Source organism: Asticcacaulis sp. AC460, assembly GCF_000495795.1.
In the GTDB taxonomy this organism is placed as follows: domain Bacteria; phylum Pseudomonadota; class Alphaproteobacteria; order Caulobacterales; family Caulobacteraceae; genus Asticcacaulis.
The window spans coordinates 1-18,547 of the sequence record NZ_AWGD01000050.1; the positions used below are offsets into that span (position 1 = coordinate 1).

General features: G+C 63.3%; 19 protein-coding genes. 15 read left to right on the forward strand and 4 right to left on the reverse strand.

The annotated features are described in order from the left end of the window. Window positions 1–54 precede the first annotated feature (54 nt). The 9 genes from ppk2 to ABAC460_RS47700 all read left to right on the forward strand — a co-directional run bounded on the left by ppk2 (window position 55) and on the right by ABAC460_RS47700 (window position 6,483). Window positions 55–822 (forward strand): polyphosphate kinase 2, encoded by a 768-nt coding sequence (gene ppk2, locus ABAC460_RS47660; protein WP_023455996.1) that lies wholly within the window; start codon window positions 55–57, stop codon window positions 820–822. Window positions 823–964: 142 nt separating this feature from the next. Continuing rightward, window positions 965–1,564 carry a hypothetical protein gene (locus tag ABAC460_RS47665; RefSeq protein WP_023455997.1) on the forward strand — a complete coding sequence of 200 codons (600 nt, stop codon included), beginning with the start codon at window positions 965–967 and terminating at the stop codon, window positions 1,562–1,564. Window positions 1,565–1,658: 94 nt separating this feature from the next. After that, a complete protein-coding gene (locus ABAC460_RS47670) occupies window positions 1,659–1,940 on the forward strand; it encodes a ribbon-helix-helix domain-containing protein (protein WP_031237636.1) in 282 nt (93 codons plus the stop codon). Beyond that, window positions 1,937–2,260 (forward strand): type II toxin-antitoxin system RelE/ParE family toxin, encoded by a 324-nt coding sequence (locus ABAC460_RS47675; RefSeq protein ID WP_023455999.1) that lies wholly within the window; start codon window positions 1,937–1,939, stop codon window positions 2,258–2,260. Before ABAC460_RS47670 ends, ABAC460_RS47675 begins: the two co-directional genes overlap by 4 nt. Window positions 2,261–2,342: 82 nt before the next feature. Beyond that, entirely contained in the window at window positions 2,343–3,272 is a 930-nt protein-coding gene (gene ubiA / locus ABAC460_RS47680) for a 4-hydroxybenzoate octaprenyltransferase (protein WP_023456000.1), read from the forward strand. Continuing rightward, window positions 3,266–4,090: a PdaC/SigV domain-containing protein gene (locus ABAC460_RS47685; RefSeq protein ID WP_031237637.1), complete on the forward strand. Its 825-nt coding sequence runs from the start codon at window positions 3,266–3,268 to the stop codon at window positions 4,088–4,090. Before ubiA ends, ABAC460_RS47685 begins: the two co-directional genes overlap by 7 nt. Next, window positions 4,087–4,740 (forward strand): class I SAM-dependent methyltransferase, encoded by a 654-nt coding sequence (locus ABAC460_RS47690; RefSeq protein ID WP_023456002.1) that lies wholly within the window; start codon window positions 4,087–4,089, stop codon window positions 4,738–4,740. The genes ABAC460_RS47685 and ABAC460_RS47690 overlap by 4 nt, the downstream gene beginning before the upstream one ends. After that, entirely contained in the window at window positions 4,737–5,075 is a 339-nt protein-coding gene (locus ABAC460_RS47695; RefSeq protein ID WP_023456003.1) for a VOC family protein, read from the forward strand. Before ABAC460_RS47690 ends, ABAC460_RS47695 begins: the two co-directional genes overlap by 4 nt. Window positions 5,076–5,097: 22 nt before the next feature. Beyond that, window positions 5,098–6,483, forward strand: a complete 1,386-nt coding sequence (locus ABAC460_RS47700; RefSeq protein ID WP_023456004.1) for a tetratricopeptide repeat protein — start codon at window positions 5,098–5,100, stop codon at window positions 6,481–6,483. Here the strand turns inward: ABAC460_RS47700 and ABAC460_RS47705 are convergent. Continuing rightward, window positions 6,467–7,315, reverse strand: a complete 849-nt coding sequence (locus ABAC460_RS47705; protein ID WP_235075868.1) for an NAD-dependent epimerase/dehydratase family protein — start codon at window positions 7,313–7,315, stop codon at window positions 6,467–6,469. The genes ABAC460_RS47700 and ABAC460_RS47705 overlap by 17 nt on opposite strands. 130 nt (window positions 7,316–7,445) lie before the next feature. Between ABAC460_RS47705 and ABAC460_RS47710 the strand changes: the two genes are divergently transcribed. Next, window positions 7,446–8,978 carry a UbiD family decarboxylase gene (locus ABAC460_RS47710; RefSeq protein ID WP_023456006.1) on the forward strand — a complete coding sequence of 511 codons (1,533 nt, stop codon included), beginning with the start codon at window positions 7,446–7,448 and terminating at the stop codon, window positions 8,976–8,978. A 289-nt stretch (window positions 8,979–9,267) separates the two neighbouring features. Continuing rightward, window positions 9,268–11,193: a rhamnogalacturonan lyase gene (locus tag ABAC460_RS47715; protein ID WP_023456007.1), complete on the forward strand. Its 1,926-nt coding sequence runs from the start codon at window positions 9,268–9,270 to the stop codon at window positions 11,191–11,193. Between the two features lie 3 nt (window positions 11,194–11,196). Here the strand turns inward: ABAC460_RS47715 and ABAC460_RS47720 are convergent, their stop codons facing one another. Together ABAC460_RS47720 and ABAC460_RS47725 are read right to left on the reverse strand one after the other, a co-directional pair. Further along, a complete protein-coding gene (locus ABAC460_RS47720) occupies window positions 11,197–13,146 on the reverse strand; it encodes a putative bifunctional diguanylate cyclase/phosphodiesterase (RefSeq protein WP_023456008.1) in 1,950 nt (649 codons plus the stop codon). An 85-nt stretch (window positions 13,147–13,231) separates the two neighbouring features. Beyond that, complete coding sequence (locus tag ABAC460_RS47725) at window positions 13,232–15,229, reverse strand: putative bifunctional diguanylate cyclase/phosphodiesterase (protein WP_023456009.1); 1,998 nt, start codon at window positions 15,227–15,229, stop codon at window positions 13,232–13,234. Window positions 15,230–15,398: 169 nt separating this feature from the next. Here ABAC460_RS47725 and ABAC460_RS47730 point away from each other — a divergent pair, with 169 nt between their 5' ends. The 3 genes from ABAC460_RS47730 to ABAC460_RS47740 are packed head-to-tail and all read left to right on the forward strand — an operon-like array spanning window position 15,399 to window position 17,817. After that, window positions 15,399–16,772, forward strand: coding sequence for a TldD/PmbA family protein (locus tag ABAC460_RS47730; RefSeq protein ID WP_023456010.1), 1,374 nt, complete (start codon window positions 15,399–15,401; stop codon window positions 16,770–16,772). After that, window positions 16,772–17,569, forward strand: coding sequence for an inositol monophosphatase family protein (locus ABAC460_RS47735; protein ID WP_023456011.1), 798 nt, complete (start codon window positions 16,772–16,774; stop codon window positions 17,567–17,569). Before ABAC460_RS47730 ends, ABAC460_RS47735 begins: the two co-directional genes overlap by 1 nt. A 17-nt stretch (window positions 17,570–17,586) precedes the next feature. Next, the gene (locus ABAC460_RS47740) at window positions 17,587–17,817 is read left to right on the forward strand and encodes a DUF4170 domain-containing protein (RefSeq protein ID WP_023456012.1); all 231 of its coding nucleotides are present in this window, start codon (window positions 17,587–17,589) and stop codon (window positions 17,815–17,817) included. Between the two features lie 36 nt (window positions 17,818–17,853). Here the strand turns inward: ABAC460_RS47740 and ABAC460_RS47745 are convergent, their stop codons facing one another. After that, complete coding sequence (locus ABAC460_RS47745; protein WP_023456013.1) at window positions 17,854–18,093, reverse strand: hypothetical protein; 240 nt, start codon at window positions 18,091–18,093, stop codon at window positions 17,854–17,856. Between the two features lie 153 nt (window positions 18,094–18,246). On the opposite strand from ABAC460_RS47745, the gene ABAC460_RS49320 reads away from it, so the two are divergent. Then, complete coding sequence (locus ABAC460_RS49320) at window positions 18,247–18,465, forward strand: ribbon-helix-helix domain-containing protein (RefSeq protein WP_081716706.1); 219 nt, start codon at window positions 18,247–18,249, stop codon at window positions 18,463–18,465. Window positions 18,466–18,547 lie beyond the last annotated feature (82 nt).

Below are 18,547 nucleotides of genomic sequence, written 5' to 3' on the forward strand. Positions count from 1 at the left end.
GGGTGCTTGTAACTCCGCATGCGATAACCTGGTTCCGTCCTTGAGGAGACACCCATGTCCGTTTGGAGCGACGAAGAGGCCCTGGCCCGTCAGGAAAAGCTGCAGGTCGCACTGGTCGACACTCAGATCTGGGGCATGGCCAAAGGCCGCAAGGTCGTCATCCTGTTCGAAGGTCGCGACGCCGCCGGCAAGGACGGCGCCATCAAGCGCATTACTGAAGTGCTGTCCGTGCGCAAGACGCGCGTCATCGCCCTGCCCAAGCCGACCGAGTTCGACAAAGGCGCCTGGTGGTTTCAGCGCTATGTCGCTCATCTGCCGACGGCCGGCGAATGGGCGCTGTATAACCGGTCGTGGTACAACCGCGCCGGAGTCGAGAAGGTGATGGGCTTTTCCACGCCGGAAGAGCAGGAAACCTTCCTGCGCGACGTGCCGGCGTTCGAAAGCATGCTGACCGACAGCGGGATCACCCTGATCAAGCTATGGCTGGACATTTCGCGCGACGAACAGAAGGAGCGGCTGGACGCCCGCCGTTCCGATCCATTGAAGCGACTGAAGGTCAGCGACCTCGACGCCGTCGCCCAGGAACGGTGGGGCGACTATTCGAAGGCGCGCGATGAGATGTTGAAGCGGACACACCATGAGCACGGGCCGTGGATCTGCATCGCCACCGACAGCAAGAAGAAGGCGCGTGAGAATATCCTGCGCCACCTGATCACGACTTTGGGCTGTCCGGATTTGTCGGTGAAAGTCTCGCCGCCCGATCCGGAGATCGTCTTCACCTACGATCAGGTCATCGAAGGCAAAAAGAAGCTGGAGAAGTAAGGAAGTCGGCCCACAGATTATAGAGACTATGACCTGCGCTGCGCCTGCTCGGCGATTTGCAGAACGCGCACCGCCAGTAACGGAATATTGACTCTATCCCGTCATGATTCGCCTCTGAACAAGAAAGTTCCCGGGTGACAGAATGACCGCCACGACGCGAAGCGCCGGCAATGAAGCGCCGAAGCCTGCCAAACGCGCCAATCTCAAGGTCTGCGGGACCTGCACCCTGTGCTGCAAGGTCTACGATATTGATGACCTGGGCAAGAAAGCCGGTCAAACCTGCAACCATACCCGTCCCGAAGGCGGCTGCGGCGTCTGGGGCCTGCACCCGCAAATCTGCCAGGAATTTAAATGCCTGTGGCTAAAGCACGATGATATGACGGCGCTGTGGCGGCCGGATCTCTGCGGCTTCGTGCTGCGCGTCGAGCCCAACGGCACGACCCTGGCCGTCGATGTCGATCCCGACCGCCCTGACGCCTGGCGCACGCCGCACTATTACGATCAACTGAAGATCTGGTCCGAAGTCATGCCGAAAAACGAAGGCCTGGTCGTGGTCTATGTGCCGGAAGGCCTGTGGGTGATCACGCCGATGGAGGACCTGTTCCTGAAGGCGCCCAAGCGCGGCGATATCCTAGAAACCGGCATGGAGCACACCCTGTTCGGCCTGCGCCCGTTCGCCCGGGTCATCCCGGCCCGCGAAGTCCGCAAGGACCGCAGCAACCTGGTCAAGCGGCGGGCGTGATAGCCCTGCCAACGGAAATTCCTGTCGCTTCCTCCTCGCTGCAAACCATGATAGTGTTAAACACTATTGAAATATCGCGAGGGTATTCCTGAGCATGCGCACAACCCAACAATTCAGCGTCACAGTTCCGTTGGAAATGGCGGAAATGGTCAAGGCAAAGGTTGCTTCCGGTGAATATGCCAGCGAAAGCGAAGTCATGCGCGATGGTTTGCGATCGCTTCTGGCCCGTGATAAGGCCGTCGAAAAATGGCTGCTTCAAGAGGGTGTCGCCGCCTACGACGAGTCGGTCAACGATCCTTCAACTGTCGTCAGCAGCCAGGATGCCAGAGCGGTTCTCGCCGCGCACCATAAGCAATGGGTCAAGAAGACTTCATGAGCTATGGCGTCGCCTATTCACGCCGCGCTATCCAGCATCTTCAAAACCTGCACGACTTTATTGCCAACCAGGGCAGCCCATTGGCTGCCGTGTCGTTTGTCGGATCCATCTTCGAGTACTGCGACCAATTCGGAACCTTTCCGCAACGCGGCACGGCACGTGACGACCTTCGCCCAGATATGCGTGTGGTCGGGTTTCAAAGGCGGGCTACGATCCTGTTTCGCATTGATGACGCGGCCAAGCGCGTCGTCATTCTCGGCGTATATTACGGCGGACAGGATTATGAAGCAGTCATCAAATCCGATGCTGACGAAGAATAGAAGGACACAGTCATCAGCGGCGTTTTGACACGAACCCCAAAACCCTCTCGACAATCCCGGCGGCACAGCCCATGACACCGCCATGACCGACGCCGCCGATCATCTCCCCGATGCCACAGCCCGCAACTGGGTCGACCGCTATGCGCCCCCTGCCCTGCGGCCATGGCTCCGGCTTGGTCGGTTCGACCGGCCGATCGGTATCTGGCTGCTCTTCCTGCCCGGCGCCATGGGGCTGGCCTTCGCCACCCAACGCCTGGAACTGTTTCCCTGGTACAAGCTGCTGCTTTTCGCGCTGGGCGCCGCCCTGATGCGCGCTGCCGGCTGCGCTTATAACGACTTCGTCGACCGCGATATCGACGCCCAGGTCGAACGTACCCGCGGCCGCCCCATCCCATCTGGCCAGATCAAGCCGAAACAGGCCCTCGTCTATGTCGCCGTATGTTCCCTGATCAGCCTGTTCATCCTGCTGCAACTGGGCATCCTGGCGATTGTCCTCGGCTTCGTATCGCTGGGCCTGGTCGCCGCCTATCCGTTCATGAAGCGGATCACCTGGTGGCCCCAGGCCTGGCTGGGGATCACCTTCAACTGGGGCTTCCCGATGGCGGTGGCTTCGGTCGCCGGCGAAGTGCCCCTGGCCGCCTGGGTCTTCTATGCCGGCCTGATCTTCTGGACCATCGGCTACGACACCATCTACGCCCTTCAGGACATCGAGGACGACGCCTTTGTCGGCGTCAAATCCAGCGCCCGCGCCTTGGGCGGACATGCAAAAACCGGAATTTCGGTATTCTATGGCCTGGCGGTTGTCCTGACGGCCACAGGCGCGTGGCTCAATCAGGCCCAACCGCTGTTTTTTGTTGGACTTTGCGCGGTGACCGGGCATCTTGCCCTGCAAGTTCTGCGGCTGCGACTCGGTGATAACGACCTGGCCTTGCGCCTGTTCAAAGCCAATCGCACCACGGGCCTGTTGTGGGTGGCAAGTCTGGTTCTGGCGCAGGTGGTGTGGGTATGGTGACGGTGGCACGACAACGGGCATGGGCGGCGATGGCGATCGGCCTGGCCCTGTTCGCCTGCCAGAAAAAGCCCGATGAACCGGCCAAGACCGCCGGTCCGCCGGCGACGGTTGCACCGCTGGGCTATGCCAATACCGGCGACGGTGTCCAGGTCACCATGACCCTTCCGGAACCGATCAAGCTCTATCCCGAACTGCATACCCGCCTCTACAGCGAGGGGGAAAGCAACCTGGTCGCCTTCATGGCCACCGCCGCCAAGGATCACGCCGAGATGGCCGCCGACGGCTTTCCGGTGGCCGACTATTACCGCAAGATCGACTGGAAGATTGCCGCCCAGTCGCCGAAGCTGGTCTCGCTCTATGCCGAGACCGAGGACTTCCAGGGTGGCGCCCATCCCGGCCACGACTTCCAGGCCCTGCTGTGGGACAAGTCGAAATCGGAACTGATCCCAACCGGCAAGCTGTTCACCACCGGCGCCGACATGTCGGCCGTCGACGCCTATGCCTGCCGGCAGATCGAGGCGCTGCGCTCCAAGCGCGCCCGCGAGCCGGTCCGCCAGGCCGATTTCGGCGGCGGCTGCCCCCGGTTCGCCGAGGCCAAGCTGATCCTGATCCCCTCCACCGTCAGCGGCAAGGTCGGCGCCGTCGACGCTTTGTTCGCCCCGTCCGAGGTCGGCGCCTATGCCGAAGGCCCCTATGAGATTCGCGTGCCCCAGACGGTGCTGACCGGCGTGCTGAATCCCGAGTTCGCCGATCAGTTCGCCGGCGATCCCGTGGTCGAAAACGCCCTGCCCGATCCCGACGCCGAAATCGCGCGATGACGGGTGAAGACCGGCGCGCGTTTATCGCCGCCCACACCCGCCCCCTGCCCGTCCCCAGCCTGCCGCACATCCGCCTGTACCAGGCCGACGAGGTTACGCCGCTGTGGCTGATGACCGAGGCCGACATGGTCCGCGACCGGTTGAGCCCGCCCTTCTGGGCCTTTGCCTGGTCGGGTGGTCAAGCCCTGGCGCGCTACATCTTCGACCATCCTCACGTCGTCCAGGAACGGCGGGTACTCGACCTGGCCTGCGGTTCAGGCCTGGTCGGCATTGCGGCGGCGCTGAACGGCGCTCAGACCGTCGCCTGCAACGATATCGATCCGTATGCCCAGACCGCCGTGGCGATGAACGCGGGGCTGAACGGTGTACAGCTGGACTTTATCGCCGGTGACCTGCTCAGCGGCGATCCGCCGCCGGTCGAGGTCGTGCTGGCCGGCGACATCGCCTATGAGGCGCCGATGACCCAGGCCATGCTGACATTTTTGCGCCGGGCCCTGGCGCAAGGCTGCGAGGTCTGGGTCGGCGATCCGCATCGCACCTACTTCCCGGCGGAAGGCTTTGAGCGCTGCGCCCGCTATGATATCGCCACCAACCCGGATATCGAGGATTCCGCCGTCAAACCGGCCAGCGTGTGGAGGATGATCCCATGAAACAGCACCATAAAATCGACTATGTCGAATTTCCTTCGGCCGGAACCGAGGCCGACAAAGCGTTCTACGGCCAGGCCTTCGGCTGGAAATTCATCGACTACGGCCCGACCTATGCGGCGCTGGACGACGCCGGCCTGGACGGAGGTTTTCAGGCCGAGGATGCCGCGGCCAAGCCCCTGGTCATCCTCTACAGCGATAACCTGGAAGCGTCTTTGGCCGCGGTCGAAGCCGCCGGCGGGACGATCGTGCTGCCGATCTTCAGCTTCCCGGGCGGCCGCCGCTTCCACTTCAGCGATCCGTCGGGTAATGAGCTGGCGGTGTGGTCGGAAACCTGACCGGAGTTCGGAAAGGGATCTCATGAAGCAGCTGTGGCTGGGTCTGGCGCTTGCGGCGCTTCTGTTGACGCCGGTGGCGCACGCCGAAGACACGCCACCGCCGCTGGCGGAGCAGATCATCGGCTGGCGTGAGATCGGCCAGGACTACGCCGACCGCGCCGCGGCCGCGGAGGGCAAGGCCAAGTGGCAAAACTACGAAAAAGCCGAGACCTGGTGGCGAAAGGCGGCGGACGCCGGAGACGCCGAAGCCTCGTACCTGCTCGGTAACCTGTACGCCCGGCACTACAGCGTCACGGGCGCGGCCGACTGGTATCTGCGCGCGGCGCAGGGCGGCTATGTCCCGGCCATGGTCATCCTCGGCACCTATTATGCCGAAGGCCGCGACGACCTCCAGGCTGATGCCCAGGCAGCCGAGCGGTGGTGGCTCAAGGCCGCGCAGGCCGGCAATGCCGAGGCGCAGTATCGCATCGGTTGGCTGTATCACACCCGCGCCTTGGGCGCGCCGGATCACGCCAAGGGCGCCATGTGGCAGCGCCGGGCGGCCGACCAGGACTGGCCTGCGGCGGTGGCGCGGGTTTGCAATGATCTGCTTCAGTTCAAGCCGGACCAGGCGGCTCCATACTGCACCCGGCCCGCCATGGCCAACCGGCCGCAACAACTGACGGTGTTGGGATTGAACCATGCCTATGGTTGGAACGGCGCCCGGGTCGATGGCGATCTCGCCCTTGGCTATCTGCGCCAGGCCTCCGCCCAGGGCGAATCCGTCGCCACCGCTACGCTGGGCCGGCTTTATGAAGACGGCCTGTTTGTCCCGAAGAACCCTGCCCAGGCGGCGGCGCAGTACCGCCAGGCCATGATGCAGGGCAATGTCCAGGCGGCGTGGTTTCTGGCGGGCATGTATGAAACGGGCCAGGGCGTTCAAGCCGATCCCGACGAAACCAACCGGCTGCGCTGGCTCAGCACCGAGTTGGCGATGAGGTCGAGTTTTGCGACCGCCCCACAACAGGCCTGGGCCGAACAGCACCCGGGATACGACGGGGCCTGGGCAAGCGTCCACGACATTTCCTGGTGGAATTCGCCGCCGGGAACCTGGACCGTGGAAACCACCCTGCCCGACGGCAAGACGACCGAAATCAACGCCAATGACTACCTCGCCTCGCTGGCCCAGGATGCCTATCCGGAACGGGCGCTGGAGGATGAGGTCCAGGGTGATGCGCTGCTGCATTGCCGCTGGAACCGGGGCGATCTCGAAAATTGCCTCGTTGTGGATGAAACGCCGCAGGGCTACGGATTCGCCGCGGCGGCGGTCAGCCTCTATGCACGTGCCGGGCACCTGAAGCAGAAGGATGAATGGATCCGTCAGTCGAAGGGCAAATCGACCTATATCCGGTTTAAATTCCGCCTGTGAAATCCGGCCGGAACGGCCCCGGCGCATAGCCGAAATCGCGCATGGCCGCAGCATGGTCGAACCAAAGGTCCTTGTTCATCCGTTGCGCCATGGCCAGGTTCTGTTTCAGCGCCTGGCCGGGGCGGATCAGGTGCAACACGGCAAACCCGAGGCGCCATATCCCTTCGGGCAAGGGCACCACGGCCGGCTTGCGGCCGGTGGCCGTGAAGACCCTGGCCACCATGTCGCGGTAACTGAGCGTGTCGCCGCCCGACAGGTTGTAGCTTTTGCCGAACGCGGCTTCGGCCGCCAGGGCCTGCAGCGCCGCTGTGGCCAAGTCGCAGGCATGGACCGGCTGGCGCAAGCCCGACGCCGGGCCGCACACCGGGAAGAAGCCCAGTTTTTCGATCAGGTTGCGGATACGGCTGACATTGTCGTCCAGGCCTTCGTCATAGATCAGGGTCGGCCGCAGAATGGTCCCCGCCACGCCGGTCGCGGCGCAAAAGTCGGTCACTGTCTTTTCCCCGGCCAGTAAGCGTTGCACGACCTCGCGTTCGGCTGGCTCATCGGAGACCTCCTTGGTGAAGACGCTGGTCGAGGAAAACACCACCAGACGCCGCATGCCCAGGGACAGCAGGTGCTGCAACAGTTCGTCGCTGACCAGCCAGACGGGTGCGGTGACAATGACCTGACTGAAGGCGCGTTGCGGCCGGAAATCCGTTGGCTTTTCCAGGTCGAGATACAGGCTGTTGCCGGCCAGGTCCCGGCGCGAGGTAAAGGTGGCGTCCGGCGCCAGGTCGCGCAGCCGCCGCCCCACCAGGGTGCGCGCGCCGATCACCAGGATGTCCGTCATGTCCATGCCCCCTTCGTATCAGGCAAGGCCACCCAGAAACAACGGGATTTTCATGGCGGCGTGCGACGCCCGGTCCCATTGCCAGACTGCCGCCGACGGCTTATGTGACAGCCACCCAAAGAGGATGACCATGGCCGCCTACAAAAGCCTGCGCGACTTTATCGCCAAACTCGAAGCCGCCGGCGAACTGGTACGGGTGAAAACGCCCGTCTCGACCCATCTCGAAATGACCGAGATCCAGTTGCGCCTCCTGGCCGAAAAAGGCCCGGCCGTGCTGTTCGAAAACGTCACCCTCTCCGACGGGTCGAAATCCGACATGCCGGTCCTGGTCAACCTGTTCGGCAATGTCAAACGGGTCGCCATGGGCGTGACGCTGGACGGCAAGGACCGCACCGAACCGTCCGACCTGCGCGAGGTCGGCGAACTGCTGGCCTTCCTGCGCCAGCCTGAGCCGCCGCGCGGCCTGAAGGACGCCTGGGACATGCTGCCGCTGGCCAAAACCGTCATGGGCATGCGGCCGAAAACCGTCAAATCCGCCCCTGTGCAAGAAGTTGTCCTGACAGGGGACCAGATCGACCTGACGAAACTGCCGATCCAGGGCTGCTGGCCAGGTGAGCCCGCGCCACTGATCACCTGGCCGCTGATCGTCACCAAGGGGCCATCGGAATCGCGCGAAGACGACTACAATCTCGGCATCTATCGTATGCAGGTCCTGGGCAAGGACCGCACGATTATGCGCTGGCTTGCCCACCGCGGCGGCGCGCAACACCACCGCCGCTGGAAGACGTCCGGCAAGCGCGAGCCCCTGCCCGCCGCCGCCGTGCTGGGCGCCGATCCCGGCCTGATCCTGGCCGCCGTCACCCCGGTTCCGGACACGCTGAGCGAATACCAGTTCGCCGGTCTGCTGCGTGGCGAAAAGGCCGAACTGGTGGCGGCGAAAACCGTCCCCCTGCTGGTCCCGGCCCAGGCCGAAATCATCCTCGAAGGTCATGTTCTGCTGGATGATTATGAGGACGAAGGCCCCTATGGCGACCACACCGGCTATTATAACAGCATCGAAAAGTTCCCGGTCTTCCAGGTGACGGCCATCACCCACCGCAAGAATCCGATCTATCTCTCGACCTTTACCGGCCGTCCGCCCGACGAGCCATCGGTTCTGGGCGAGGCGCTGAACGAGGTCTTCATCCCGCTGATCCAACAGCAGTTTCCGGAAATCGTCGACTTCTGGCTACCGCCGGAGGGCTGTTCCTATCGGATCGCCGTCATCTCGATGAAGAAGGCCTATCCCGGTCACGCCAAGCGGGTGATGATGGGCGCCTGGTCGTATCTGCGCCAGTTCATGTACACCAAGTGGATCATCGTGGTGGACGACGACATCAATGCCCGCGACTGGAAGGATGTCATGTGGGCGATGTCGACGCGGATGGACCCGGCGCGCGACATCACGGTGGTGGAAAACACGCCGATTGACTATCTCGATTTTGCGTCGCCGGAAAGCGGCCTGGGCTCGAAGATCGGCCTGGACGCGACGAACAAGTGGCCGCCGGAAACCCACCGTGAATGGGGTGAAAAGCTCTATATGGAGCAGGAGATCATCGACCGGGTGAATGAAAAGTGGGCCGAAATGGGCCTCCCGGGTTCGGGGAAAACGATCTGGAAGTAAGAAGAAATTTTACCACGGACCACACGGACCACACGGACTTCAGGTTCATCCTGAACTCGCCGCGCAGCGGCAATCAACCTCTTCAGGTAAGCAAGGCCGCTGCGCGGCGGCAGGACGACCTCGAAGTCCGTGTGGTCCGTGTGGTCCGTGGTGAAAAATCCTTGCCTTCGACGTTCCGCATAAGCGATTTTGATCGTATTTGAAAAATTACGCGCAAATTTGACTTTTCGGTGACGGATTCCCCGGTGTAGTCTGTTAAACACAGCGACACATATCGGGAGGCTGTTCCATGTCCGCAAAAACCCTGTTTCGCGCCTTGCTTCTGGCAACAGCCGCCACGACCCTGGCCGGTGCCGCCTCTGCCGAAGCCCTGCGCCACATGGAAAAGCTCGACCGCGGCGCCATCGCCGTCAAAGGGGAAGGCGGTGTGCTTGTAAGCTGGCGCATACTCGCCGGCGATGCCGACAGCCTGAAGTTCGACGTCTGGCGTGACGGCAAGAAGGTGAAAACCGTCTCCGGCGTCAGCAACTGGCTCGATCCCGACGGCGGTTCAGCCTCCAGCTACCAGATCCAGGCGACCGGCCAGAAGACCGCGCTCTTTAAACCTTGGGAGAACGGCTGGCTCGACATCCCGCTCGACCTGCCTGCCGGCGGCACCACGCCCGACGGCCAGGCCTACACCTACACCGCCAACGACGCCTCCGTCGGCGATCTCGACGGCGACGGCGACTATGAAATCATCCTGAAATGGGACCCGACCGACAGCCACGACAACAGCCAGGGCGGCTACACCGCGCCTGTGCTGCTCGACGCCTACACCCTGGAAGGCAAGAAGCTGTGGCGCATCGACCTCGGGAAAAACATCCGTGCCGGCGCCCACTACACCCAGTTCATGGTCGAGGACTATGACGGCGACGGCAAGGCCGAGATCATCATGAAGACCGCCGACGGCAGCCGCGACTCGAAAGGCAAGGTCATCGGCGATCCGAACGCCGACTGGGTGTCGAAGGACGGCGAACTCGAACAGGGCGACCGCACCGGCTCGGTCCAGCGCGACGGCAAGCTGATGGCGCAATTCCAGGGCCGCATCCTCTCAGGTCCGGAATATCTCAGCGTTTTTAACGGCAAGGGCGAGGTCGTCGACACCGTCCCCTACTGGCCGACCCGCGTCCCGGAAGGCGATACCGCCACGCCGGAACGGCAGAAGGAAATCTGGGGCGACGGCTATGGCAACCGCTCGGAGCGGTATCTTGCCGGGGTCGCCTGGTTGGACGGCCACCTGCCCTCGGCGGTGATGGCGCGCGGCTATTACGGCCGCACCACCATGGCCGCCTACGACTACCGCGGCGGCAAGCTGACCCAGCGCTGGGCTTTCGATTCGACCGCGCCCGGCGTGCCGGAAGCCTATTCCGGCCAGGGCAATCACCAGCTCAGCATCGCCGATGTGGATTCGGACGGTCGTGACGAGATCATCTACGGCTCGATGTCGATCGACGACAACGGCAAGCCGTTGTGGTCCGCCAACCTGTTCCACGGCGACGCCATGCATGTCGGCGACCTCGATCCGGAACGCCCGGGCCTGGAAAAGTTCGGCGTCCATGAGGTCGTCAAGCGCAATGGCGGTATCGGCTCGGCCATGCTGGACGCCCGCACCGGCGAAGTCCTGTGGACGACGCCGGCCGACAAGGACACCGGCCGCGGCATCGCCATCGATGTCGACCCGCGCTATCCGGGCAGCGAAGCCTGGGCCTCCAACGACGGCAAGATGTACAGCGCCAAGGGTCAGGTGATTTCCGAAACCCGGCCGCGCCAGCAGAACTTCGCCGTGTGGTGGGACGGTGACCTGCTGCGCGAGATCCTGGACGGCAATACGATCTCCAAGTGGGACTGGACTACCCAGGAGACCAGGCCGCTGCTGGTGGCGACGGGTTTCACGTCCAATAACGGCACGAAGGCGACGCCAACCCTGTCGGGCGATATCCTGGGCGACTGGCGCGAAGAGGTCGTGCTGCGCGCCGAGGACAACAAGTCCTTACGCATCTTCTCGACGGCGATCCCGACGCAGTATGGCTTCGTGACGTTGATGCAGGACGGCCAGTACCGTGCCGCGATCGCCTGGCAGAACACGGCCTACAACCAGCCCCCGCATCCGAGCTTCCACCTGGGTGACGGCATGAAGACGCCACCGAAAGCGAAGATCGAGACCGGAAATTAAGCTCTAGCTCGCGATCGCCAGCCGCTCGCCTTCGGCGCCGAGATAGCCCGCCACCGCCTCGGCCGGCATCGGCTTGCTGAAGATATAGCCCTGGATGTAGCGCGCCCGCACCTGCCGCAGGCTTTCCAGTTCGCTCTCGGTCTCGACACCTTCAACGACGCAGTCCAGGTGCAGGTTGCGGCACAGGTCGATGATGGTCTTGATGATCTTCAAGGTCGTGCCGTGCTTGACCATCTGGACCACAAAGCTGCGGTCGATCTTGATCTTGTCGACCGGCAGACGGTGCAGGTACCCTAGTGACGAATAGCCCGACCCGAAGTCGTCGATGGCGATGCGCACCCCCATGGCCTTGAGTTGCGCCAAGGCCTCGCAGGCCTGGTCGAAATCGGTCAGCATGGCCGTTTCGGTAATCTCGAACTCGATGCGGTGCGGATCGATGCCGCTCTGGCGCACCGTGTCGCAGATGGCGTCGATGACATAGGCCGACCGGATATCGCGCGCCGAAAGGTTGAAGGAAGCGCACATGCCGGCCGGCCACGACTGCATATGCGCTAACGCCTTGCCCAGCAATATCTGCGTAATCCGGGTGATCAGGCCCGACCGCTCCGCCGCCTTTATGAAGACGTCCGGCCGCACCGGGCCTAACCTGCGGCTGTTCCACCGCGCCAGGGCTTCGAAACTGACCGTTCTTCCCGCCTCGATATCGACCTGGGGCTGGAAGACGATCGACAGTTCGGCTTCCAGGTCGCTGTTGCGCAGGGTCTGGTCGACCAGGCTGAAATCGCGCATCTCGGCTTCGTGGCGGTCGGTAAAGATGACCGGCGCGCCGCGCAGGTTCTGCTTGGCGTAGTAGAGGGCGTAGTCGGCCCGCTCCAGCAGCTGCGACGGCGAGGCCCCCGTCTCGCGGCAACGTACGAAGCCGACCGAGCCCGAAACCGACGCCGTAACCCCAGCCAGATGATAGGTCTGGCGCAGGCCGTCGCACAACCGTCCGCCCATCTCCTCCAACTCGGCCAGGGAGCGGTCGCCGGGCAGCAGGACGGCGAATTCGTCGCCCCCCATCCGCGCCGGGAAGCCAATGCCTTCGCACACCTGGCACAGGCGTTGCGCGACTTCGATCAGCAGGCTGTCGCCGACGCTGTGGCCATACAGGTCGTTGACCGGCTTGAAGCCGTCCAGGTCGATCAGGGCCAGGTCGAACGGCGTCCCTTCATCGGCGGCCTGCAGACATATCTCCAGCTCGCGGAAGAAGCTGCGCCGGTTGGCCAAGCCTGTCAGGGCGTCGCGGTCGGCCTGCAGCCTGGCTTCGTCGCGGTGATGGTGGGCGGTGATACGGTCGCGTACGGCGCGCAGAATGGTCACGCGCAGGATGCTGCTCATGCACAGGCCGATGGCCAGGGCCGTGATGGCGATCCACAGATATTGCTCGAACTCGGCCCGCTCCCGGTCCCAGGTAATCAGGCAAAAGGCCAGGACGCTGGCCACGGTCCCCGGCAGAATGACCTTCATATGGGCGCCCGAGACGGCGAAGATCGGCAGCAGCAGGGCGAAATAGATCAGCTTCAGCGGATCATAGAGGATGGCTACGTCGATAGCGGTATTGGCAAACAGCAGCAGGTTGGCGAAGTGGCCGGCGATCTCCAGGCGGCGGATCGAGGGCTGGCCGCGGGTATAGACCAGCAGCAGGGCCGCGATCGCGACCGTCGCGAAGGCGAGAGCCGGCACCCAGCCCGGATCGCCCTGGACGCGGTAGGTCAGGCCATTGAACAGGTAGTAGCCGCCCATGGCCCACAGATAGCCGCGCACCACCGGCCGCAGGGTCAGGGCCAGTTCGCGCGTCAGCACGGCGGCATCCTCACCGGAACGGCGGTTATTAAAGGCGGGCAGACGGCGAAGAAGCCAGAACCAGGCTGTCCGCAGTCCGGATTTGAGCGTGGCCGCGGTCGGTACCATATTACGCTTCACTCGGAGACATTGTTCCGCAGCCTAACATGGCCCCGTCAACACACCCCTAAGGCGCATGGTTAAGACGTCAGAATCAACTTGCGAGGGAAAGGCGCGATTGTTCCGCGTCCAGATAGGCAGCGACTTCGCCGGCCGGCATCGGCTTGCTGAAGACATAGCCCTGGATGTAGCGCGCCCGCACCTGACGCAGATTGTTCAACTCGACATCGGTCTCAACGCCTTCAACCACACAGTCCAGGTGCAGGTTGCGACACAGGTCGATAATGGTCTTGATGATCTTCAAGGTCGTGCCGTGCTTGACCAGTTGCACCACGAAGCTGCGGTCGATCTTGATCTTGTCGACCGGCAGGCGGTGCAGATAGCCCAGCGACGAATAGCCCGAGCCGAAGTCGTCGATGGCGATGCGCGCACCCATGACCTTCAGCCGCGACAAGGCTTCGCAGGCCTGGTCGAAGTCGGTTAGCATGGCGGTTTCGGTGATTTCGAACTCGATACGGCGCGGGTCGATACCGCTGCGCTCGACCGTGTCGCAGATATTGGCGATGGCCGTGGCCGAACGAATATCGCGCGCTGACAGGTTGAACGAGGCGCGCATGTCCTCCGGCCAGCCGGCCATATGGGTCAAGGCCTTGCGCAGCAGGATCTGGGTGATCTGGGTGATCAGGCCCGATCGCTCCGCCGCCTTGATGAAGATGTCGGGACGGACCACGCCCAGACGGGCGCTTTCCCACCGTGCCAGGGCCTCGAAACTGACCGTGCGGCTGTCCTGGATATCGACCTGGGGCTGGAAGACGATCGAGAATTCCGCGTCGAGATCGCTGCCGCGCAGGGTCTGGTCGACCAGGCTGAAGTCGCGCATTTCGGCTTCATGGCGTTCGGTGAAGATGACCGGCGCCCCGCGCAGGTTCTGCTTGGCGTAATAGAGCGCGTAGTCGGCCCGCTCCAGCAGTTGCGACGACGACACGCTGGCGTCATCGCAATGAACGAAACCGACCGAGCCCGAGATATTGGCGTTGACGCCGGACAGGTGATAGGTCTGGCGCAGGGCGTCGCACAGTTGGACGCCGAAGGCCTTCAGCTCGTCTTCCGAACGCTGGCCGGCCAGGACGATGGCGAATTCGTCGCCCCCCATCCGCGCCGGAAAACCGGTAATGCCGCAGGTCTGGCGCAGGCGCTCGCCCACCTCGATCAGCAGGTGGTCGCCGATGCTGTGGCCGTACAGGTCGTTGATCGGCTTGAAGCCATCCAGATCGATCAGGGCCAGGTCGAACGGTATCTTGCGCACCTTCAGGACCGCCAGGTTGCGCTCCAGTTCACGGAAGAAGCTGCGGCGGTTCGGCAGGGCCGTCAGTACGTCGCAATCGGCCAGCATCTGGGCCTCTTCGCGCAGCCGGTCGGCGACGACGCGGGCCCGCACGGCGCGATAAAGCGTCAAACGCACCACGCTGCCCATGCCCAAAGCCATGGCCAGACCGCCGACCGAGGTCCAGATATAGGTATGCAGTCCGTCGGCCAGGTTGGCCATGGCGACCGTGGTCATGGCGGCGAAACAGACCAGGCTGGAGGTCAGCAGGACGCGGAACGACGCCCCGGAAATGGCGAACATGATGAACAGGAACAGGAAGTTGATCATCCGGCTCTGGTCGAAGTGGACCAATTGGAAGGCCACCGGATTGGCGATCATCATCAGGTTGACAATGGCGCTGCCGATCTCGGGCAACCGCGGATCGTCGCGATGGCGCAGGCTCAGGCGCTGCAGGACGATCGCCGTCACGGCGGTGATCGCGCTGGTGGCGGCCAGAATCACGGCATCCATGCCGGTTTCACGGAAACTGCGCGCAATGGTCAGATAGGCGAAGAAAAGTCCGGCGATCAGCAGGTAACGCCGCGTCACCTGGGCCATGGCCACGGCCTCGTCGCGCCGGGTCACCCCCATCTCCTCGCCCGACCAGGCGTCGCTGCTGGGCGTCTCTCCGGACAGAAAATACCACAACCGCATCATCGGCTGGCTGACATGGGCGGACCGTGCCGCATAGCGGGAAAGGGTGGCGACTGCCAGGTCTTCTGTCATTGCGTGTCTGCGGCCCCTCGCAAAACGTTCTGAATTACGATCTCAACTCCGGAAATATCATGGCTGTCTGAAGATTTCGCTAAACGGACAGGTTCTAGGCTACCGGCTTCACCCTTTCGTCACAAACGAGACTTGCGCCCTTATGGGGGTAAGGCCTATATCCCTATTCATGTTGCAAACGCGAAACGACGCTGATTCCGCCCCCTTAGAGCGCCTGCACGGCGTGATCGCCGCCGCCCGCGCCGCCGGGGCCGACGCTGCTGAGGCTGTCTTTGCCGTGTCGCGCGCCCTCAGCGTCGGGGTGCGCAAGGGCGAAATCGAAACCGTCGAGCGCGACGAAACCGCCGACCTGGGCCTGCGCGTCTTTGTCGGCCGCAAGATGGCCGTGGTCTCGGTCTCCGAATTTTCAAAGTCCACCTTGGAACGCACGGTCGAGCGCGCCATCGCCATGGCCAGGCTGGCGCCCGACGATCCCTATGCCTCGCTGGCCGATCCCGCCCGCCTTTACCGCAGCATCAACAAGGCCATGGTCGACCTGCAGGTCAACGACCCGACCCACCTGTCGGCGGAAAACCTGCAACAGCGCGCGCTCGATATCGAAGCCGCCGGTCTGGCCCTGTCGCCGGTGCTGCAGAGCGATGCCGCCAGCGCCGGCTATGCCCAGAATGAATGGACCCTTCTCACATCGGATGGGTTCGAAGGTTCGCACAACACCTCGCTGTTCTTCCAGTCGGGCCGCTTTATCGCCACCGACGCCGACGGCAATATGGAACGCGACGGCGAAGGCCGTTCCACCCGCTATGCCGCCGACCTGCCCGACGTCAGCGATATCGGCCGCATCGCCGGCGAACGGGCCCTGGCCGCCCTGGGCGCGCGCAAGGTCGAGTCCCAAAAGGCCGCCGTCTTCTTCGACCGCCGCATCGCCAAGTCGCTGATCAGCCAGTTCCTGGGCGCCATTTCGGGCACCGCGATCGCGCGTGGCTCCAGCTTCCTGAAGCACAAGCTGGGCGAGGCCATCTTCGCCCCGCACGTCCAGATCAGCGACAATCCCTTCCGTATGCGTGGCCTGGGTTCGGGTTTGTTCGACGACGAAGGTGTTGCCACGCGACCGATGGACCTGGTCAAGGACGGCGTCCTGACGACCTGGTTGCTGAATACGGCGGCCGGCAAGCAACTGGGCATGGCTTCGACCGGGCACGCCTCGCGGTCGCTCGCCGGTCCTTCCGGCGTGTCGACGCACAATGTGGTGCTGCAGGCCGGCCCGTCGTCCCCTCAGGACCTGATGCGCGACGCCGGCAAGGGCGTGGTCGTCACTTCGATGTTCGGGCCGTCGCTCAATTCCGACACCGGCGACTGGTCGGCCGGAGCCTCGGGCTTCTGGTTCGAAAACGGCGAAATCCAGTATCCGGTCAACGAAATCACCGTCGCCGGCAACCTGATCGACATCTATGCCCGCATGGTCCCGGCCAGCGACCTGGACATCCGCGGCACGGTCGACGCCCCGGGCATCCTCATCGATGGCCTGAGCGTAGGGGGCAAGTGATGGCCACGGCGGTGCAGGCCTCGGATCTCGACCTGATCGTCGACAAGGTGCGCCGCGCCGGCGCCCTGGCCCAGCACCTGAAGAGCCATGGCCTGATCACCAGCTACAAGTCCGACGGTTCCATCGTCACCAATGCCGACACCGAGGTCAATCTGTGGCTGAAGGAAGCCCTGGAGGAAGCCCGTCCGGACTATGGCTGGCAGAGCGAGGAATCGCCGGACGACATGGCGCGCCTGGGCGCCCAGCGCACCTTTGTGCTGGATCCGATCGACGGCACCATGGGACTTTCCAAGGGCAGTCCGTTCTGGACCATCGCCCTGGCCGTGGTCGAAGCCGGCCGCCCGATCGCCGCCGTGGTCTATGCCCCGGATGCGGCCGAAATGTTCAGCGCGGCCACAGGCCACGGCGCGCGGCTGAACGACGCGCCTATTCATGTCACCGACCGGACCTCGCTGGAGGATGCCGAGGTGCTGGGCGACTCGCGCCTGTTCGGCAAGGATATATGGCCGGTACCGTGGCCGCGTCTCAGCGTACATTCGCGTCCGTCAGTGGCCTATCGCATGGCCTGCGTGGCGTGCGGTAGGGCCGATTTCACCCTTGCGCTGACGCCCAAACGCGACTGGGACGTGGCAGCCGCCACCCTGATTGCCCAAGAAGCCGGCGCCGTGGTCAGCGACCATTTGGGAAATCCTTACGAATTCAATGCTATCGACAGCCTGAAACCCAGCCTGATCTGTTCGGGTCCGGCGCTGTTCCCCGAAATCATCCGGCGCTGCGCCCACCTCAGCGCCCTGTAACCCTGTAAGAGACGACGATGGCGACCAAACAACTTCTGCACCTGGTGATCGGCGGCGAGCTGGCCGATCTCAACAGCACAACTTTCAAGGACCTGACGAAGATCGAGTTCGTCGGCGCCTATGCCAGCAACGCCGAGGCGGTCAAGGCGTGGCGGACCAAGGCCCAGGCCACGGTCGACAACGCGTTGATGCGTTACTTCGTAATCCACGCGCACAAGCTGATCGATCCGACCACCGCGGGCGAATAATGAAAAGGCCGGGATCGCTCCCGGCCTTTTTGTTTCTTAATTCACGGCCTTATCGACATTGCGTTCGACGTTTTCGACCGGCGACTGGTCGCCCAGCTTGTCGGCAGCCTTATCGACGCCATTGGGCAGGGCTTGAACGGCATCGCCGACGCGTTCGGAACCGGAGCGGTTGTCCTGCATGAGATAGACGGCGCCGACGGCCAGGATGGCGACGATGATGATCGCCAACACGACGGTCAGAGTGTTGTTGCTGGAAGATTGGGTGGCTGTGGCCATGGGAGGTCTCCTTGTTGTGTGACAGGGAGCCTAGGCGATTACCTGCAAGCGCGTGGTTGGAGATGATACGCAATTAGGTAAGCGCAAAGTCAACCTAGGACAAAATTGCGCCCATCGACAGACTGGGATAGACTCGTTCCAATGGAGCGCACCATGGACTTGCCCGTCGACGAAAACAGCGAACGCCTGATAGAGCGACTTGTTGGTGAGGGGCGTTACGCATCTCCAACCGCCGTCGTCGAGGAAGGTCTACGATTGCTGGTCGAGCGGGAAGCCAAACTGACAGCCTTACGAGAGCACGTCCAAAACGCCATTGCCGGAGGCGGCGATCTGAGCAATGTAAATCCTTGGCCCTCGCGGCGGAAGACTTAGCCCCGCGGGGCTACTAAATACGCTTATCCTCCACCGCTTGCGGGGGAGGTGTCGAGCAAGCGAGGCCCCCTATGGGCCGACG

What these genes read in the sequence shown, in the direction of transcription:
- ABAC460_RS47675 (WP_023455999.1), top strand. Translation starts at nt 1,937, where the DNA reads ATGAGCTATGGCGTCGCCTATTCACGCCGCGCTATCCAGCATCTTCAA.
- ABAC460_RS47695 (WP_023456003.1), top strand. Translation starts at nt 4,737, where the DNA reads ATGAAACAGCACCATAAAATCGACTATGTCGAATTTCCTTCGGCCGGA.
- ABAC460_RS47700 (WP_023456004.1), top strand. Translation starts at nt 5,098, where the DNA reads ATGAAGCAGCTGTGGCTGGGTCTGGCGCTTGCGGCGCTTCTGTTGACG.
- ABAC460_RS47725 (WP_023456009.1), bottom strand. Translation starts at nt 15,229, where the DNA reads ATGACAGAAGACCTGGCAGTCGCCACCCTTTCCCGCTATGCGGCACGG.
- ABAC460_RS47730 (WP_023456010.1), top strand. Translation starts at nt 15,399, where the DNA reads ATGTTGCAAACGCGAAACGACGCTGATTCCGCCCCCTTAGAGCGCCTG.
- ABAC460_RS49320 (WP_081716706.1), top strand. Translation starts at nt 18,247, where the DNA reads ATGGACTTGCCCGTCGACGAAAACAGCGAACGCCTGATAGAGCGACTT.
- ubiA (WP_023456000.1), top strand. Translation starts at nt 2,343, where the DNA reads ATGACCGACGCCGCCGATCATCTCCCCGATGCCACAGCCCGCAACTGG.
- ABAC460_RS47710 (WP_023456006.1), top strand. Translation starts at nt 7,446, where the DNA reads ATGGCCGCCTACAAAAGCCTGCGCGACTTTATCGCCAAACTCGAAGCC.
- ABAC460_RS47665 (WP_023455997.1), top strand. Translation starts at nt 965, where the DNA reads ATGACCGCCACGACGCGAAGCGCCGGCAATGAAGCGCCGAAGCCTGCC.
- ABAC460_RS47720 (WP_023456008.1), bottom strand. Translation starts at nt 13,146, where the DNA reads ATGGTACCGACCGCGGCCACGCTCAAATCCGGACTGCGGACAGCCTGG.
- ABAC460_RS47715 (WP_023456007.1), top strand. Translation starts at nt 9,268, where the DNA reads ATGTCCGCAAAAACCCTGTTTCGCGCCTTGCTTCTGGCAACAGCCGCC.
- ABAC460_RS47690 (WP_023456002.1), top strand. Translation starts at nt 4,087, where the DNA reads ATGACGGGTGAAGACCGGCGCGCGTTTATCGCCGCCCACACCCGCCCC.
- ppk2 (WP_023455996.1), top strand. Translation starts at nt 55, where the DNA reads ATGTCCGTTTGGAGCGACGAAGAGGCCCTGGCCCGTCAGGAAAAGCTG.
- ABAC460_RS47745 (WP_023456013.1), bottom strand. Translation starts at nt 18,093, where the DNA reads ATGGCCACAGCCACCCAATCTTCCAGCAACAACACTCTGACCGTCGTG.
- ABAC460_RS47670 (WP_031237636.1), top strand. Translation starts at nt 1,659, where the DNA reads ATGCGCACAACCCAACAATTCAGCGTCACAGTTCCGTTGGAAATGGCG.
- ABAC460_RS47705 (WP_235075868.1), bottom strand. Translation starts at nt 7,315, where the DNA reads ATGACGGACATCCTGGTGATCGGCGCGCGCACCCTGGTGGGGCGGCGG.
- ABAC460_RS47735 (WP_023456011.1), top strand. Translation starts at nt 16,772, where the DNA reads ATGGCCACGGCGGTGCAGGCCTCGGATCTCGACCTGATCGTCGACAAG.
- ABAC460_RS47685 (WP_031237637.1), top strand. Translation starts at nt 3,266, where the DNA reads ATGGTGACGGTGGCACGACAACGGGCATGGGCGGCGATGGCGATCGGC.
- ABAC460_RS47740 (WP_023456012.1), top strand. Translation starts at nt 17,587, where the DNA reads ATGGCGACCAAACAACTTCTGCACCTGGTGATCGGCGGCGAGCTGGCC.